This is a genomic window from Clostridioides sp. ES-W-0016-02, from assembly GCF_020641035.1.
GTDB lineage: Bacteria > Bacillota > Clostridia > Peptostreptococcales > Peptostreptococcaceae > Clostridioides.
In genome coordinates this window covers 3042428-3060111 of sequence record NZ_CP061361.1, presented here as the reverse complement: position 1 = coordinate 3060111, position 17684 = coordinate 3042428, and the positions used below count along the sequence as shown (strand labels likewise).

General features: G+C 27.2%; 11 protein-coding genes. 9 read left to right on the top strand and 2 right to left on the bottom strand.

The window, feature by feature from the left end; translation table 11 throughout:
- Positions 1-87 precede the first annotated feature (87 nt).
- The 3 genes from IC758_RS14480 (at position 88) to ptsG (ending at position 5597) form a co-directional block, all read left to right on the top strand.
- A complete protein-coding gene (locus IC758_RS14480; protein ID WP_227432396.1) occupies positions 88-2127 on the top strand; it encodes a cation:proton antiporter in 2040 nt (679 codons plus the stop codon).
- Between the two features lie 256 nt (positions 2128-2383).
- Positions 2384-3226, top strand: coding sequence for a BglG family transcription antiterminator LicT (gene licT / locus IC758_RS14475; RefSeq protein WP_227432397.1), 843 nt, complete (start codon positions 2384-2386; stop codon positions 3224-3226).
- Between the two features lie 289 nt (positions 3227-3515).
- Positions 3516-5597: a glucose-specific PTS transporter subunit IIBC gene (gene ptsG / locus IC758_RS14470; RefSeq protein WP_227432398.1), complete on the top strand. Its 2082-nt coding sequence runs from the start codon at positions 3516-3518 to the stop codon at positions 5595-5597.
- A gap of 185 nt (positions 5598-5782) precedes the next feature.
- On the opposite strand, the gene IC758_RS14465 is transcribed toward ptsG, so the two are convergent.
- On the bottom strand, positions 5783-6661 hold the full coding sequence (locus IC758_RS14465; protein WP_227432399.1) for an AraC family transcriptional regulator: 879 nt from the start codon (positions 6659-6661) through the stop codon (positions 5783-5785).
- A gap of 154 nt (positions 6662-6815) precedes the next feature.
- On the opposite strand from IC758_RS14465, the gene IC758_RS14460 reads away from it, so the two are divergent.
- Both IC758_RS14460 and IC758_RS14455 read left to right on the top strand, forming a co-directional pair.
- On the top strand, positions 6816-8270 hold the full coding sequence (locus tag IC758_RS14460; RefSeq protein WP_227860546.1) for a UDP-N-acetylmuramoyl-L-alanyl-D-glutamate--2,6-diaminopimelate ligase: 1455 nt from the start codon (positions 6816-6818) through the stop codon (positions 8268-8270).
- Positions 8271-8565: 295 nt separating this feature from the next.
- Positions 8566-10833, top strand: a complete 2268-nt coding sequence (locus tag IC758_RS14455; protein WP_227432401.1) for an EAL domain-containing protein — start codon at positions 8566-8568, stop codon at positions 10831-10833.
- A gap of 538 nt (positions 10834-11371) precedes the next feature.
- On the opposite strand, the gene ychF is transcribed toward IC758_RS14455, so the two are convergent.
- Positions 11372-12469, bottom strand: a complete 1098-nt coding sequence (gene ychF / locus IC758_RS14450; RefSeq protein WP_227432402.1) for a redox-regulated ATPase YchF — start codon at positions 12467-12469, stop codon at positions 11372-11374.
- A 315-nt stretch (positions 12470-12784) separates the two neighbouring features.
- On the opposite strand from ychF, the gene yfmF reads away from it, so the two are divergent.
- The 4 genes from yfmF to rsmH all read left to right on the top strand — a co-directional run bounded on the left by yfmF (position 12785) and on the right by rsmH (position 17432).
- Positions 12785-14050, top strand: a complete 1266-nt coding sequence (gene yfmF / locus IC758_RS14445) for an EF-P 5-aminopentanol modification-associated protein YfmF (protein ID WP_227432403.1) — start codon at positions 12785-12787, stop codon at positions 14048-14050.
- A gap of 14 nt (positions 14051-14064) precedes the next feature.
- Positions 14065-15351 carry an EF-P 5-aminopentanol modification-associated protein YfmH gene (yfmH, locus tag IC758_RS14440; RefSeq protein WP_227432404.1) on the top strand — a complete coding sequence of 429 codons (1287 nt, stop codon included), beginning with the start codon at positions 14065-14067 and terminating at the stop codon, positions 15349-15351.
- A gap of 369 nt (positions 15352-15720) precedes the next feature.
- Positions 15721-16467 carry a prolipoprotein diacylglyceryl transferase gene (gene lgt / locus IC758_RS14435; RefSeq protein ID WP_227432405.1) on the top strand — a complete coding sequence of 249 codons (747 nt, stop codon included), beginning with the start codon at positions 15721-15723 and terminating at the stop codon, positions 16465-16467.
- A 29-nt stretch (positions 16468-16496) separates the two neighbouring features.
- Positions 16497-17432: a 16S rRNA (cytosine(1402)-N(4))-methyltransferase RsmH gene (gene rsmH, locus IC758_RS14430; RefSeq protein ID WP_227432406.1), complete on the top strand. Its 936-nt coding sequence runs from the start codon at positions 16497-16499 to the stop codon at positions 17430-17432.
- The last annotated feature ends 252 nt before the right edge of the window (positions 17433-17684 follow it).

The following is a 17684-nucleotide window of genomic DNA, read 5'->3' as shown; positions in this document are numbered from 1 at the left end:
TTACATGTAAAGTGTAATACTATCAATATTAAGATAGTTAATATATAAGTCTAATCTATAAATTATATATTGAAAAGAGATGTAGATATGTCAATTTTAGTAACTTTATTAGGTTTGTTGGTCTGTACAATAATTTCAACTATACTTAGTAAAAAATGGAGCAATATTCCTCTTGCAATTTATCAAATTGTATTAGGTGTTTTATTGTCTATTTTACCATTTAAATTTTCCTTTTCGTTTAGTCCAGATATATTCGTAATATGTGTCATAGCTCCACTATTATTTAGTGAAGGTCAAAATGTATCAAGAAGAGAATTATTAGAACTTAGAAGACCAATTTTACTTCTTGCATTTGGACTGGTTTTAACAACAGTATTTGCAGGTGGGATTTTTATACATTTTCTTATTCCTGAAATGCCACTATCAGTTTCATTCGCTTTGGCAGCAGTAATATCTCCAACTGATTTAGTAGCAGTAAAATCAATTACACAAGGTTTAGATTTTCCTAAAAATATGATGAATATACTTGAAGGAGAATCGCTATTAAATGATGCTGCAGGGGTAGTGGCATTTAAAGTTGCAGTACTTGCTACCGTTACAGGCTTTTTTTCAATAAAAGAAGCAAGTATTCAATTTTTGATTACTGCATTTGGAGGAATAATAGTAGGAAGTATTTTAGGATATATAATCATAAAAATAAGACTTAATTTGCACAAGTGGAATTTAGAAGAAATACCAATGGTAATAGTCATACAGATAATGACTCCACTTTTTGTGTATTTTGTGTCAGAAGAGCTAGGGGTATCTGGAATTTTAGCAGTTGTAATGGCAGGTATAGCCCATGGAATCGAAAAAGAACATTTACAAAATACAACAACTAAATTGAGAATAATATCAGATAATACATGGTATGTTTTGGAGTATGTACTGAATGGGTTTGTCTTTACATTACTTGGTTTTTTGTTGCCAGGTATATATCAAGGAATTATCACTAACAACGAAGATATAGCATTAAATTTAACTTTTATTGCTATTTTAATTGTAGTTATATTATTTATTATAAGATTTGTATGGGTGTATTTATGGCACAGTTCTTTTATAAAAATCAAGAAAAATCCTTTAAATAATTTCTTTACAGGTTTTTTAGGATTTAAGAATGAAGAATTTGAAAAAGATGATACTTCTAGATGGAAATATTCATTAATAGTTGCTACTTGTGGTGTTCATGGTACATTTACACTTGCAACTGCTCTATCTATACCATTTTACCTAGACAATAAAGATATGTTTCCAATGAGAGATATTGTTTTGTTTATATCATCAGAAGTCATACTTATAAGTTTATTACTCGCAACAGTTTTATTGCCAGTACTATTAAAAAAGAATGTACAAAAGTCAGAAGACTTATTGTCTGATAGAGAGGCATATAAATTAATTTTAAAAGAAGCTATTTTAAAACTTAGCAATGAAAAAGCGCAAGAGGTACAGCCAGTAATACATGATTTAAATGAGCAGCTAGTAGATTTAGAAAAGGGTATATTAAATATTCCAGATAACAAAATTATAAATATGATGATTGCAGAGGCAGATAATCAAGGCTTAATAGCTGTTCATAAATTATTGAATGATGGAAAAATTTCTGGTAGAGCATTTGAGTTATATAGATTTTATATTACAAAATCGAGAAAATCTGTCCAAAAATCAATATTTAAGATTGTAAAATTAAAAATAAGTATGTGGATTATAGATAGAAAGGTAAAAACAGAAGTAAAAGAAAAGATTACAAAAATAATATCTGAAAATAAGGAACTAATTAAAGAGTTTCACCATGCATATGCACTTTCTACAAAGACAGCTATATCATTTATAAATAAAAATATTAATGAAGATAATAGGCATGAATCATTAATAGTAATTAGATTTTATAATCGTTATCTAAATTGGCTAACTAGAAAAATTCATAATGATGAGAAATTTGAAGCAAAAGTAGTATACTATAGATTAATGGCAATACAAAGTGAAAGAGATAGTATTCAACAACTAGTTGAAACCAAACAAATATCAAGAGACGTAGCTAAAGAACTATTGGAAAATATTCTCTATGATGAAATGATGATGATAGAATGAAAAAAATAAACTGTATAGGATTTAAATTTTATTGGTACTAAAAAATAGGAAACAGTTTTCAATAATTGCTTGACATAGATATCCATTTATAATAGAATAAAGCTATAAATTGAATACAATATTTATGAGCGTTAACAAATTGGATTGTTACTGGGAAGCAGGCAATACCTAAGTTAGGATATACAGGTGAATTGTATCTTAATTTAGGTGTTTTTTTATGAATAAGGGAAATTGTATTTTGGGAGAGATATTGATTATGATTATTCAACAAATTTACAATAATAATGTTGTGTTAGTTTTAGATGAAAACCAAAAAAAAGAATTAATACTAACAGGATGTGGAATAGGATTTCAAAAAAAGAAAGGTCAAGAAGTAGATAAAAGTAAAATTGAAAGAACCTTTGTAACACAAGATGAAAGTTTTATAGATAAAATTGGAAAATTAGCAAGCCAGGTTGATGAGAAGTTTTTTGAAGTGAGTACAGAGGTAATTGCTCATGCAGAAGGCATTTTAAATACTGAACTTTATGAGTACATATATGTAGCACTTACTGACCATATTGCATTTGCAATTAAAAGATATCATGAAAATATAAATATAAAAAATGATTTACTACATGAAATAAAAAGAATTCACAAAAAAGAATACGAAATTGGAAAATGGGCTGTAGATTATATAAATAAAGAATTTAATGTAGAGTTTCCTTTAGATGAGGCAGGATTTATAGCTATGCACATAGTAAATTCAAATTATAAAGGCAGTTCAAAGGAATCCCTGTTAATTACTAAAATTGTAAAAGACATACTAAATATTATAAGATATTATTATAGAGTTGAGTTTAAAGAAGATGATATAAATTATGATAGACTTCTTACACACTTAAAATTTTTTGCAAATAGATTAGTAAAAAGAGAGGAAATCAATGATACTAATAATGATATTGTAGATATAATCAAGATAAAGTATGAAAAAGACTATAATTGTGCATATAAAATAAAGACACATGTAGAGAAAAACTATGAGTACTATGTAAGTCAAGATGAATTATTATATTTAACACTACATATTAAAAGAGTCATATCTGTGTTGAATTCATGATAAACATACTAAATAAATATAAATTCAATATCGGTGTTTAAGATATTATGTAAAATTTAATAGCAATATAATAATTTTAAAACATTAAGATTGTTACTGATAATGCAGGCAAGACTTAGGTTTATAAAAAAATTATAACAGTTTATTTTTAATTCTAAAATTAGGTTGATATAGGTTTATTTATATTAACATGAGGTTTATTTTTAGGATTAAAGTTACTAGTGTAATTTTTTATAAACTTAAGTCTTTTTTATTTAAAAAATATAAAATAATAAGGAGATAGAAGTAAATGAAAAAAATATTTGGTGTTTTACAAAAAGTAGGAAAATCTTTAATGTTACCAGTTGCATTACTTCCAGCAGCAGGTATATTGCTTGGTGTAAGTAATGCTTTAGCAGGAGATGCGTTACTTGCTCATTTTCCAGCACTAGCAAATCCTACATTCCAACTTATAATAAGTATAATGGAAAGTTCAGGGCAAATCATATTCAATAACTTGCCACTTATATTTGCAGTTGGTGTAGCCGTGGGTCTAACCGAAGGCGAAGGTGTAGCAGCATTGGCAGCTATAGTAGGTTTTTTAATCCTTAATACGTCTATGGGTGTTATGGCAGGTGTCACAGAAGATATGATAGATAATTCTATGTATGCAAGTATTGTTGGAATACCAACAATTCAAACAGGTGTATTTGGTGGTATTATAATAGGCATAGTGGCTGCTTATCTTTATAAAAAATTTTATAAAATTGAACTACCTCAATATTTAGGTTTTTTTGCAGGTAAAAGATTTGTGCCTATTGTTACATCATTAACAGCAATAGTAATAGGAATTATATTATCATTTATTTGGCCACCAATACAAGAAGGATTACTTAGTTTTTCAAAAAATGTTATAGAAGCAAATCAAACATTAGCAGCATTTATGGAAGGGTCTTTAGAAAGGTTATTAATACCATTTGGTTTACATCATGTTTTCCATAATCCATTTTGGTATCAATTTGGAGAATATGTAAACAAAGCAGGTGAACTTGTAATGGGTGACCAAAAGATATTCTTTGCTCAACTTAAAGATGGAGTAAATTTCACAGCAGGTACTTTTATGACAGGGGCGTTTCCGTTTATGATGTTTGGTCTTCCAGCAGCAGCACTTGCTATGGTACATGAAGCAAAGCCAGAAAAGAGAAAATTTGTAGCAGGAATAATGGTATCAGCTGCACTTACATCTTTTTTAACAGGAATAACTGAACCAATAGAGTTTGCATTTTTATTTGTTGCACCAGCATTATTTGTAGTACATTGTTTGTTTTCAGGTTTATCATATGCAGTAATGCAACTATTAGGAGTTAAAATCGGATTCACATTTTCAGGAGGATTAATAGATTTCTTGCTATTTGGTGTACTTCCTAATAGAACTCAATGGTATCTAGCTATTTTAGTAGGTATTGGATTTGCAGTATTATATTATAGTGTGTTTAGATTTATGATAAGAAAGTTTAACCTAAAGACGCCAGGAAGAGAAGATGAATCAGAGTCTAATGTGGAGACTAGTGAGATTTCAAAAGATGAGTTAGCATCAGAAATACTAATAGCTTTAGGAAATAAAGAAAATTTAAAAAGTTTAGATGCTTGTATAACAAGACTTAGATTAGTTGTAAATGATATAGATAAAGTGGATAAAGAAAAGTTGAAATCACTTGGAGCAGCAGGTGTAATGGTTATTGGAAACAATGTCCAAGCTATATTTGGTCCAAAATCAGATGCAATAAAATCTAATATAAAAGATATAATAGAGGGAAAAGTAAAGATTGAAAATACTGATATTAAAAATATAGATAAAAAGAAAATGGAAAAAAATAATAACACAGAAAACACTAATATAGGTAATACTTTGGTGGAAGAAGAAATTTATTCATTGACAAATGGAGAAATCTTAGGTATAGAAGAAGTTCCAGACTCTGTATTTTCAAGTAAATTAATGGGCGATGGTTTTGCAATTAAATCTGATGATGGATTAATTTATTCACCAGTAGATGGAACTATTGGAGTTGTATTTCCAACTAAACATGCAATAATAATCAAATCTAAAAAAACTGGAGTAGAAATACTTATACATTTAGGTATAGAGACTGTAAACTTAGAAGGAAATGGGTTTGATGTATTTGTAAATGTAGGAGATGAAGTTAAATCGGGTGATAAACTGGTTAATATGGATTTAGAATATATTGAAAAAAATGGTTTATCAACAATAAGCCCAGTAGTATTTACTAATTTAGAACAAAATCAAAAACTAAACATTAAAAAGGGAAAAGTCACAGCAAAAGAAAGTAATCGTGTAAGTATATTAAAAGAGAGTATTGAAAAAATAGGATAGACACATCAGTATATATACTTAAAACTTGTATGAGTTTTAGTAATTATATAAGCATAATTTTAATTTATATATTTTAGTTTAATTAATAAAAATATATGATTTATATTTCAAGCAATTAGAGGTACTAGTATATCTATTTTACTAATACATCTAATTTTTCTTGAAATAAAATCTATAATAATTATTTATTCATCTAACAAATTACTATCTAAAGGGCTTTTATTGTTTAGATAGTTTTTAGGAGATACACCATAATACTTTTTAAATGCCCTTACAAAGCTAGAATAATCATTAAATCCACATTTACTACAAACTTCACTCATAAGATGTCCATTGGTTATTAATGATTTAGCTAAAATCAGTCTTTTTTGAATTATATAATTGTGTATGGATGTTCCAGTATGAGATTTAAATCTTCTCATGAGATAATATTTGCTTATAAAAAATTCAGATGCAATGCAGTCTATAGAAAGTTTATTCTCTATATTTAAGTTTATATAGTTTAATATTTTTTTTATAGTTTCATCATAAAATACATCTTCTACAGATTCTATGTTCTCGCTTTTTAAGAAAATTCTATTTAAAAATATCATAAGCTGTATGAACAAGGTATTTCTCAGTATTTCATTTCCAAATTCATTACTAGATTCAGAAATATTTATTTGCTCAATAAAAAGTTTGAGTGCTTCGATGTCATGTATCTTTAAACGCAATAGATTACATTTATTTTCTGTGGCTGTCTTAAAACATTTTTCTAAATCACTAGTATTATCACTGTTTTTTTTCATAAATTCTGGGCTAATCCATATTGCAATTCTTTCATAAAATACATTTGAATCTATAACTGGTTTGTGAATTTCATTACTACTAATAAAAAGTATGTCCCAAGGTTTTAGTTTATATGGAATTCCTTCAACAAAATAAGTTACATTTCCATCTATAAATATAATTATCTTATTAAAATCGTGATTATGGTATTCAAATTCTATGTCTTTTTTATCTCGGATACTAAATATTTTAAAATTATCATTTAAGTATCCAATTTTATTGTCTGTAATTTTCATAAAAGACCTCTCTTAGATTATATTATAGAGAATTATAGAGCATTTTTTACAATATTTCAAGCATTTTTAACCATTCACATAGTAAAAAATTCTTAATATAATATTACATGAAGTGTAATTTTAGCAAAAAGAGTTTAAAGGGAGGAAAGCATTTATGAAATTAAATGATATTATACAGGGGTTGGATATAATCAGTGTCAAAGGTGAATTAAATATAGATATTAATAGTGTACAATATGATTCAAGAAAGGTTACAGAAGGTACATTATTTGTATGTATAAAAGGATTTGTGTCAGATGGTCATAAATATATAAAAGATGCTATAAACAAAGGAGCAAAAGCTTTTATTGTTGAAGAAGATGTAGACATAAAAGGGTATACGTTTATAAAAGTAAAAAATACAAGAGAAGATATGGCAAAGATAGCTGATAATTTTTATAATCATCCATCACAAAAATTTAATGTTATAGGAGTTACAGGTACTAACGGAAAAACTAGTATAACTACTATACTAAATGAAATATTAACTTTGAATAAAAATAAAGTTGGTCTTATTGGTACTATAAAAATATTTGATGGTGAAAAAGACATTATTTCTAATTCAACAACTCCAGAAAGTATAGATTTACAATATCATTTTAATAATATGTTAAATAATGGATGTGATTACTGTGCTATGGAAGTTTCATCACACTCATTAGCACTAAATAGAGTTGATGAAACAGACTTTAAACTAGGAATATTCACAAACTTAACACCAGACCATTTAGATTTTCACAAAGATTTAGAAGACTATAGAAAAGCTAAAGAAAAATTGTTTTTTAAGACTACTATGGCAAACATAATAAATATAGATGATGATGGTGGTAAAAAGATATACGAAAATATAAAAGATATAGATGTCCCTTGTTACACATATGGAGTTGAAACTAATGCTGATTTTATGGCTAGAGATATAAAATCAGATTCAGATGGTGTATCTTATAGATTAATAACTCCTTCTTATGAAGAAGTTATATTTATACCAGTTCCAGGAATGTTTACAGTATATAATACTTTAGCTGTTATAGCTGCTTGTTATGTACTTGATATACCTAAACCAGTATATAAAGAAGGTCTTAGACTTTCTAATGGAGTATCAGGAAGGTTTGAAACTGTACCAAACGATAAAGGTATAAGTGTAATTGTTGATTATGCTCATACTCCTGATGCACTTGAAAATGTATTAAAGACAACACAACAATTTGCAGAAGGAAAAATAATTTCTGTATTTGGATGTGGTGGAGATAGAGATACTGAAAAGAGACCTTTAATGGGTGCTATTGGACAAAAATATTCTGATATATGTATTGTAACTTCTGATAATCCAAGAACTGAAGAACCAGAAGCAATAATAAAGGATATACTTGAAGGAATAGATAAGGAAAAGAAAAATTATCATGTTGTTGCTGATAGAAAGCAAGCTATAGAAGAAGCTATAAGTATGGCAAAGAAAGATGATGTTGTAATTATAACAGGTAAAGGGCATGAAAATTACCAAATAATAGGTAAGGTTAAGCATCATTTTGATGATAAAGAGATTGCTAATGAATGTTTAAGTAAAATGTAAGGTGAAAATTTAATAAAATATATATTTTAAGAATATAATATCAAAATTATTTTGATATTATATTCTTTTTATGTAGTGTACATTAATGCAAATTATGTTAGTAACCTTTAATATAGATAATATAATTTATTAAAATTGTATTATCTATATTAATTAATTTTTTATTGTAATAAAGTTGATAATTTTGTATAATTACAGTAAATATGGAAAAATAAGTATTGTCGCAAAATTGTTAAAATAATTGATATAAAATAATAATTGTATACATATAGATTCCAGAAAGGCAGGAAGCGTGATGTTGGGTGATGCAAAAAATAATAGGCAGGGTTTGTCCATAATTGCTATCATAAGTATCTTAGTAGTTACAATTTCCTGTTTGATTTATGGTTCAAAGTTGAATAAGACACTAGGTGAGGAAACGAATCAATATCTTTCAGAAATAGCAAATCAAAGTGTCAATGTGTTAAAAAAACAAATTAATGGCGATATAAAATTGTTACAATCAATTTCAATATATATTGAAGGAGAAGAATCTTTTGAATTGGACAATATTATTTCAATACTTAAAAGAGAATCTGTAAATAGTTCATTTAAAAGAATGGGTGTTATTCTACCAGATGGTATGGCATATACTACAGATGGTTATGTAGAAGATTTTTCTAAGAGAGATTATTTTTCCAAGTCAATGCAAGGAGAAGTAGTCATAACAGGTAAGTTAAAAGATGTAATAAAAGATCATAAAGACATTAATGTGTACTCTGTACCAATTTATAAGGGGAACAAGATTATTGGTGTTATATTTGCTACACATAGTACAAAGTTATATGAAAAGATACTCTCTGTACCAACTTTTAATGGAAAAGGATATTCTTATATAGCTAATAGTAATGGTGATATTGTTTTAAATCCAAGTAGCAAAAACGCAAACTCTAATATGGAAAATTTATTTTCATATATAAATAAAAGTAATACCTTATCAAAATCTACTCTTAATGATATGAAGTTAAATATAAAAAATTCTAAATCAGGTTCATTAAGTTATAATATGTCTGGAAAAGGATATTATTTAAGTTATGCTCCAATAGGAATTAATGATTGGTATCTTTTTTCTGAAGTTCCTAGAACTGCTGTATCTGAAAAATCATATGCTATTATAAAACTTACACTATCAGCATGTATAGTTTTAATTGTGATATTTACATCATTAATAATTTATATCTTGATTATGCAAAAAAAGAGTAAGGAAAGGTTAGAAGAATTTGCGTTTAAAGACAGTATTACAGGAATTGGAAATTCAAATAAATTTAATCTGGAAGGTGGTAAATTTTTATCCACTCATGAGAAAAAGAATCTAGTTTTAATTTATTTTGATATAGATAAATTTAAGTTAGTAAATGATAGATTTGGATATGAAGAGGGAGATAGAGTATTAAGAAAAATTGCAGAGATGATTGAAAATATGTTTAAAGAAGAGTCTGTATTTTCAAGAATTTCAAATGATAATTTTGCTATAATATTTGAAAAAAAGAAGGATAAAGAATCAGTTATAGAGATATGTGAAATTATGCGTAAAAAATTATCTATGATAAAAACTAGCTTAGATGTAGAACTTAATCTGATACCATCTATAGGAGTGTATTTTATTGAAGAGGGAGAAACAAATATATCTACTTGTCTTGATAAGGCTATGATTGCAAAGACTACAGTAAAAAGAAAATACTTAAAAGTGTATGAGATTTATGCTGAGAATTTAAAGGAAACTCTTATAGAAGAACGTGATATTGAGCAAGAGATGCACGATGCTTTAAAAAATGAACAATTTAAGGTGTATTTGCAACCTAAAATTGAATTATCTACAGGTAAAATAGTAGGTTCTGAAGCTCTTGTACGTTGGCAACATCCCAAAAAGGGATTAATAAGTCCAGGTGTGTTTATTCCTATTTTTGAAAAGAATGGTTTTATAACAGAATTGGATATGTTTGTATTTATTCAAGTTTGTAAAAACTTTAAACGTTGGGAAAATGAAGGCTTACCTAGATTTCCTATATCAGTAAATTTATCAAGAGTACATCTTGAAAATCCAGACTTTATAGAAAAGTTTGAAAACATTGCAAAAGAATATGATATTGAACCAAATTTAATTGAAATTGAACTAACAGAGAGTGCAATATTTGATAATACAAAAATGTTATTTAAAATAATGCAGAATTTAAAATCTGTAGGATTTAAAATATCTATGGATGATTTTGGCTCAGGGTATTCTTCTTTAAATATGCTTAAAGATATGCCAATTGATGTATTGAAATTAGATAGACAGTTTTTTATAACAGTAGAAGATACAAAAAAGAGTCAAATTGTGGTTTCAAGCATTGTTCAGATGGCAAAGCAACTTGATATAAAAGTTGTTTCAGAGGGAGTTGAAACCTTAGAGCAAGCAGAGTTTTTAAGATTTATAGGATGTGATATGGCTCAAGGATTTTTATTTGCAAAACCAATGCCAATAGAAGAATACGAAAAGTTGATATTAAATAGGAATGATATTGAAGGTATGAGTACAAATTAAAAAACTTAGTACAAAATGAAATAAAGATTTGTAAGAAGAGTGAACTTTGTATAGTCAAAGTTCACTTTATTTATGTAAAAATACTTTGGTATAAAAATATGAATTAGGTTTAGAGTATTACTTTACATTATATGGAGCATATAATATTTTCTAAAAGAGATATAATTTTTCCATGACTAGAAGTTTTTAATTTGAGTGTAGCAGTTTGTGAATATAAGAATATCAGCAATTATGTAAGTACTTAAGGGAGGAAAATTTTTGAGTAATATAACAATTAGGGAAATGGTAAATGATGAAAGAAAGCTTGTTTTGGTGGAAAGCGTATTTGGGATTACAGTAAAGTACTGTCATTGTTGACAATCATAATTTCTGTGGGAATACTATAAAAAAGAGAGCTTCTATTATGATTTTTAAAAATCATTTAGAAAAACTCTCTTTTTTATAAAATCTAAATAGCTATTATAATATAATAGAAGTTTCTATTATTCTAATTTTCTTATTGTAATACAATAGTTAAGATTGTAGATAAATAAGCATTTTAAACATTAAATCTAAATAATATTACATCTCCATCTTTAACTATGTATTCTTTACCTTCTAATTTAACTAATCCTTTTTCTTTTGCAGCTGCCATAGTACCATGTTCAACTAAATCATTAAAAGCAATTGTTTCAGCCCTGATAAATCCTCTTTCTATGTCAGAATGTATCTTTCCTCCTGCTTGAGGTGCTTTACTTCCAATCTTTATAGTCCATGCTCTGACTTCTTTTGGACCAGCTGTTAAGAATGAAATTAGACCAAGTAAGGCATAAGATGATTTTATAAGTTTATCAAGCCCTGATTGTTCAAGCCCTAATGTTTCTAAAAATTCTTTCTTTTCTTCAGCAGAATCAAGTTCAGAAATTTCTGCTTCTATTTGTGCACATACAACAACAACTTCAGCATCTTCTGTTTCTGCAAATACTTTAACTTGTTGAACATACTTATTACTTTCTCCATCATCTGCCAAATCATCTTCTGATACATTTGCAGCGTATATTACAGGTTTAGATGTAAGTAAATCTAATGAATTTACAAAGCTTTGTTCATCTTCTGTAAATTGCATAGTTCTTACACACTTACTATTTTCTAAAGTAGCCATGATTGAATTTAACAAATCAAGCTCAGAAACTAAAGTTTTATCAGCTTTAGCGGCTTTTTGAGTTTTATGAATTCTTCTTTCAAGAATCTCTATATCAGAGAAAATTAATTCTAAATTTATAGTTTCTATATCGCGAAGTGGTTCAACAGAACCATCTACATGTATAACATTTTCATCTTCAAAACATCTGACAACATGTACGATTGCATCAACTTCTCTTATATGTGATAAAAATTTATTTCCTAAGCCTTCTCCTTTAGAAGCACCTCTAACTAAACCAGCTATGTCACAAAATTCTATAGCAGTAGGAACTATTTTTTCAGAGTTGTACAATTCTTTTAGTTTATCTAATCTTTCATCTGGAACAGATACAACTCCAACGTTTGGGTCTATTGTACAAAAAGGGTAATTTGCAGATTCTGCGCCTGCTTGAGTTATTGCGTTAAATAGTGTGCTTTTACCTACATTTGGTAAACCAACTATACCTAATTTCATATTAATCGTCCTCTCTCTTATTCTTTTTATATTCTTTATATAACTTTAAACAATCAATCTATGGGATTGTAAAATTGTTTTAATTATAGACATACATATTGATTATACATCATATATATGAAGCTTGTAAACTAGACTTTAAAGCAGATTGCTCTAAATAACTTTTTATTTAAATTTAAATAAAAATATTACTTTTAGAAAATAATAAAAAGGATATAATTAAATAGAAGGTTTTTATATATAAGTATATACAATCAAAAAATGAATAAATTTCAATTTTAAAATTGATGTTTAAATAAAAAATAGGAGGTACATATGGTTAATACTAAGAAAATAATAAATTTAGGTAATAATATTAATTTGACTTTGATAAAAACAGAAAAGTTTAAATCAAATCTTATAAGTTTGTATGTTCAGAGATTGTTGGATAAAAAAGAAACTACAAAAAATGCTTTGATACCATCAATAATAGCAAGTGGAAGTGAAAAATATCCTAGTGCCAGAGCAATATCCAATAAACTAGATGATTTATATGGTTCGTCTATGGGAGCTGATGCTGTAAAACGTGGAGAGCGTCAAGTACTAAGTTTTAAAATAATTAATATAAGTGAAAAGTATTTAGATGAAAATATATTTGAAGAAGTAGTAGAATTTTTTAATGAAGTAATAAATAATACACTTGTTGTAGATGGTGGATTTAAAGAAGAATATTTAAATATTGAAAAAGAAAATTTAAGAGATAAGATACAATCAATAATAAATGATAAAAAAGAATATGCACAAGATAAATGTATAGAAGCTATGTGTGGAAATGAAAGATACAGTATAAGTGAGTTTGGTTACGAAGATGAAATAGATAACATAACTTCAAAAGAGCTATATGAGCATTATAGAAATATACTTAAAACATCTCCAATAGACATAGTTGTAGAAGGTAATTTTGATGAAGATAAGGTTGTAGACATAATAAGTAAGAATTTAAAATTCGAAAGAGAAGATATTATAGATATACCAAAAGAAGATTTCATAAAACATGTAGATGAAGTAAAAGTAATAGACGAAAAAATGGAAATAACTCAAGGTAAATTAGTTATGGGGTATAGAGCAAATGTAGATTATGTAGATAATGATAAATATTATGCCCTTGTGGTCGGAAGTAATGTATTAGGTGGTGGTCCACACTCTAAACTATTTGTGAATGTAAGAGAAAAGGAAAGCTTATGCTATTATATTTTCTCTTCAATAGAGAAGTATAAAAGTATTATGCTTATATCATCTGGAATAGAAACTAAAGATTATGATAAAGCTGTAAAATTAATAAAAGAACAATTAGAAAGTTTAAAAGCAGGAGATATATCTGATGAAGAGTTAGAAAATAGTAAGCTTGCTTTAGTTAACTCTATGAAATCTATAACAGATAATATAGGTGGAATGTCTGATTTTGCTTTTTCTCAGTCTATGGCAAAGACAAATTCTGAAGTAGAAGACATAATATCTAGCATAGAGAAAGTTACTAAAAAAGATATAGTTGAGGCTGTAAAAGATATAGAACTTGATATTGTATACTTTTTAAGAAATTAATGGAGGAGATGTCTATGGAAAAAATAGTTAATGATATATTAAGAGAAGAAGTTTATTATGAAAAATTACAAAATGGCTTAGATGTATATTTTATGCCAAAGAGAGGCTTTACAAAAAAATATGCTATTTTAGCTACTAATTATGGTTCAAATGACTTAGAATTTATTCCAATAGGAGAAGATAAAAAGATTAGAGTAAATGAAGGAATTGCACATTTTTTAGAACATAAGATGTTTGAACAACCTGATGGAGGAGATGCTTTTGAAAAATTTTCTAAATTAGGTGTAAGTGCAAATGCATTTACTAACTTTACAATGACAGCATACTTATTTTCAGCTACGGAAAATTTTTATGAAAGTTTAGAGCACTTAATTGATTATGTTCAAACACCTTATTTTACAGATGAAAATGTTGAAAAGGAAAAAGGTATAATAGCACAAGAGATAAAAATGTACAATGATGATCCAGACTGGAATGTGTATTTTAATTGTCTAAAGGCTATGTATGTAAATTATCCTGCTAGAATTGATATAGCTGGTACAGTAGATAGTATATATAAGATAACTAAGGAAGAACTATATAAGTGTTACAATACTTTCTATAATCCAGGAAATATGGCTTTGTTTGTTGTAGGTGATTTGGATGTAGAAAAGGTAATAGATGTAACTAAAAAAGCAAACAATTATGATGTGGATAAACTTTCTAAGAATATAGAAAGATTTTATCCTGAAGAACCAGCAACTGTAAAGGAAAAAGAAGTTATAGAAAAGTTTCCTATATCTATACCTATGTTTAACATAGGTTTTAAAGATAATAATGTAGGTGTAAAAGGAAAAGAACTTTTACGTAAAGAAATTGTAACTGATATCCTTATAGGTATGTTATTTAAAAAGGGCAGTAAACTTTATGAAGATTTGTATATGCAAGGTCTAATAAATGAAAATTTTGGAGCTGGATTTTCATCTCAAGTAGACTATGCTTTTAGCGTAATTGCTGGAGATTCTAAGGAACCTAAAAAAGTAAAAGAGATAATTCTTGAATATATAGAAAGAGCTAAAAAAGAAGGATTATCTAAAGAGGAGTTTGAAAGAACTAAAAAGAAAAAAATTGGTTCATTTATTAAATGTTTTGATTCTATAAACTTTATAGGAAATAGTTTTATATCTTATATCTTTAAAGATATAAATATATTGGATTATTTAGATATTATTAAGGATGTTGCTTTTGAGGAAGTTGAAGAGAGATTAAAAGAACACTTTAAAGAAGAGTATTGTGTTATTTCTATTGTAGAACCTAAGTAGAACGTTTGAATATTACAAATAAGTAGCTAAAGGCCAAATAGTTAATTTTGATACTTGTTTTATTTAGGTAGCAAGTGATTTTGTTGAATATACTTATACAAATTAAGTTAGTAAAAATTAAATATTATTAATAAAAATTTGTAGAGAGATTGGTGTATAATATACACCAATTTCTTTGCTTGTAAATAATTTATGCATAATTTTGTTGAGACAGCATGTATAATATATTTTAAGTATTTGTAGAATCAACATCAATATGTTTTGTAGAATTAACATTAATATGTTATCATAATTTAGTATAATTACAATTAATTGTAAACATGGTGTATTGCTTTGGAAATATTTTAATTAAGATAAAGAGGTGGAGTTATGGATAGAGTAGCATTTACACTGTTTGGGATAGACATAATGTGGTATGGAATACTTATGGCTAGTGGCATGATTTTGGGAACTTTAATAGCAATAAAAGAGTCGAAAAGAGTTGGGCTTAAAGAAGATGATGTATTAAATATAGCTATCATAGCAATTCCTGTTGGATTAATATGTGCAAGAATATATTATGTTATATTTAATTGGAGTTATTATGCTCAAAATCTATTTCAAATACTTAATTTCAGAGGTGGCGGACTTGCTATACATGGAGGGTTAATAGGTGGAATCTTAGCTGGCTATATATACACTAAGTTTAAAAATATTAATTTCTTAAAAATGGCTGATACTGTCATACTTGGAATGCCTTTAGCACAAGCTATAGGAAGATGGGGGAACTTTATTAACGGAGAAGCTCATGGAGGTACAACTAATTTACCATGGGGAATAATGGTTGATGGAGTAAAGGTTCATCCAACTTTTCTATATGAGTCTATATGGGATTTTGGAATATTTATAGTTTTATTATTGTTTAGAAAAAATAAAAAATACGAAGGACAAGTTATAGTGACTTATATAACCCTTTATTCAATAGGAAGATTTTTTATAGAAGGACTAAGAACAGATAGTTTAATGTTAGGACCACTTAGAATGGCTCAAGTGATAAGTTTAGTTGGTGTTATTGGTGGTATAATAGCACATATTTATTTATCAAAGAGAAATAAAAGCAACAGTATTGAAGAATAATTTAAATATTAAGTTTGAAGGAGGTAGTTATGGAATTTCATCATGTATCAGTTCTTTTAAATGAATGTATAGAAAATTTAAAGATAAAACCAGATGGAGTATATGTTGACTGTACTATGGGTGGTGCAGGACATTCCAAAGAAATAGTAAAAAAATTATCAGATAAAGGATTATTTATAGGGTTTGACCAAGATAAAAATGCTATAAATACAGCAAGAGAAAGATTAAGTGAATATGAAAGCAGAGTAAAATTTGTTCATAGCAATTTTGAAAATATAAAAGAAGAATTGGAAAAAATCGGAGTTTATAAGATAGATGGTGTATTAGCAGATTTAGGAGTTTCCTCTCATCAACTTGATGAAGCTGAGAGAGGATTTTCTTATATGCAAGATGCACCACTTGATATGAGGATGGATGTTAGGTGTGAATTTTCAGCATATGATGTTGTAAACACTTATGCAGAAGATGAGCTAGCTAAGATAATTAAAGATTATGGTGAAGATAACTGGGCTAAACGTATAGCTAAATTTATAGTTGAGGAAAGAGTGAACAAACCAATAGAAACTACAGGTGAATTGGTTGATATAATTAAAAAAGCTATTCCTAAAAAAGCTAGAATAGATGGGCCTCATCCAGCTAAAAGGACTTTTCAAGCTATACGAATAGAAGTAAATAATGAACTTGGAGTAATTACAAAAATGATAAATGATGCTTCTTCTATAATGAATGAAGATGGTAGAATTTGTATAATAACATTTCATTCGTTAGAAGATAGAATAGTAAAGAATGCATTTAAATATCTCGCATCAGATTGTATATGCCCACAGCATTTACCAATATGTCAATGTGATAAAGAATCTGAAGTAAAAATAATAACTAGAAAACCAATATTACCTAGTGCTGAAGAAATAGAAGTAAATCCACGTTCAAGAAGTGCTAAATTGAGAGTAGCGGAAAAAATATAATTTATATAGTTTGAGAGTAAGGACTAGCAATGTAATAAAATAATAAACTTCTTAATTATAGTTAAAACCTATTATAGTTTTTATTAGAATAGAAAACAACTATGATATAATCGACAATATAGAAAAATATTTTCTGTTATAATATAACTAAAGTAGATATTAGGAGTGGAGAAAAATAGAGAATAAGCATAAAAAATTATTAATAAAAATTTGTATTATATTGGGGGTATTTGGTATTTACTTTTTTATACC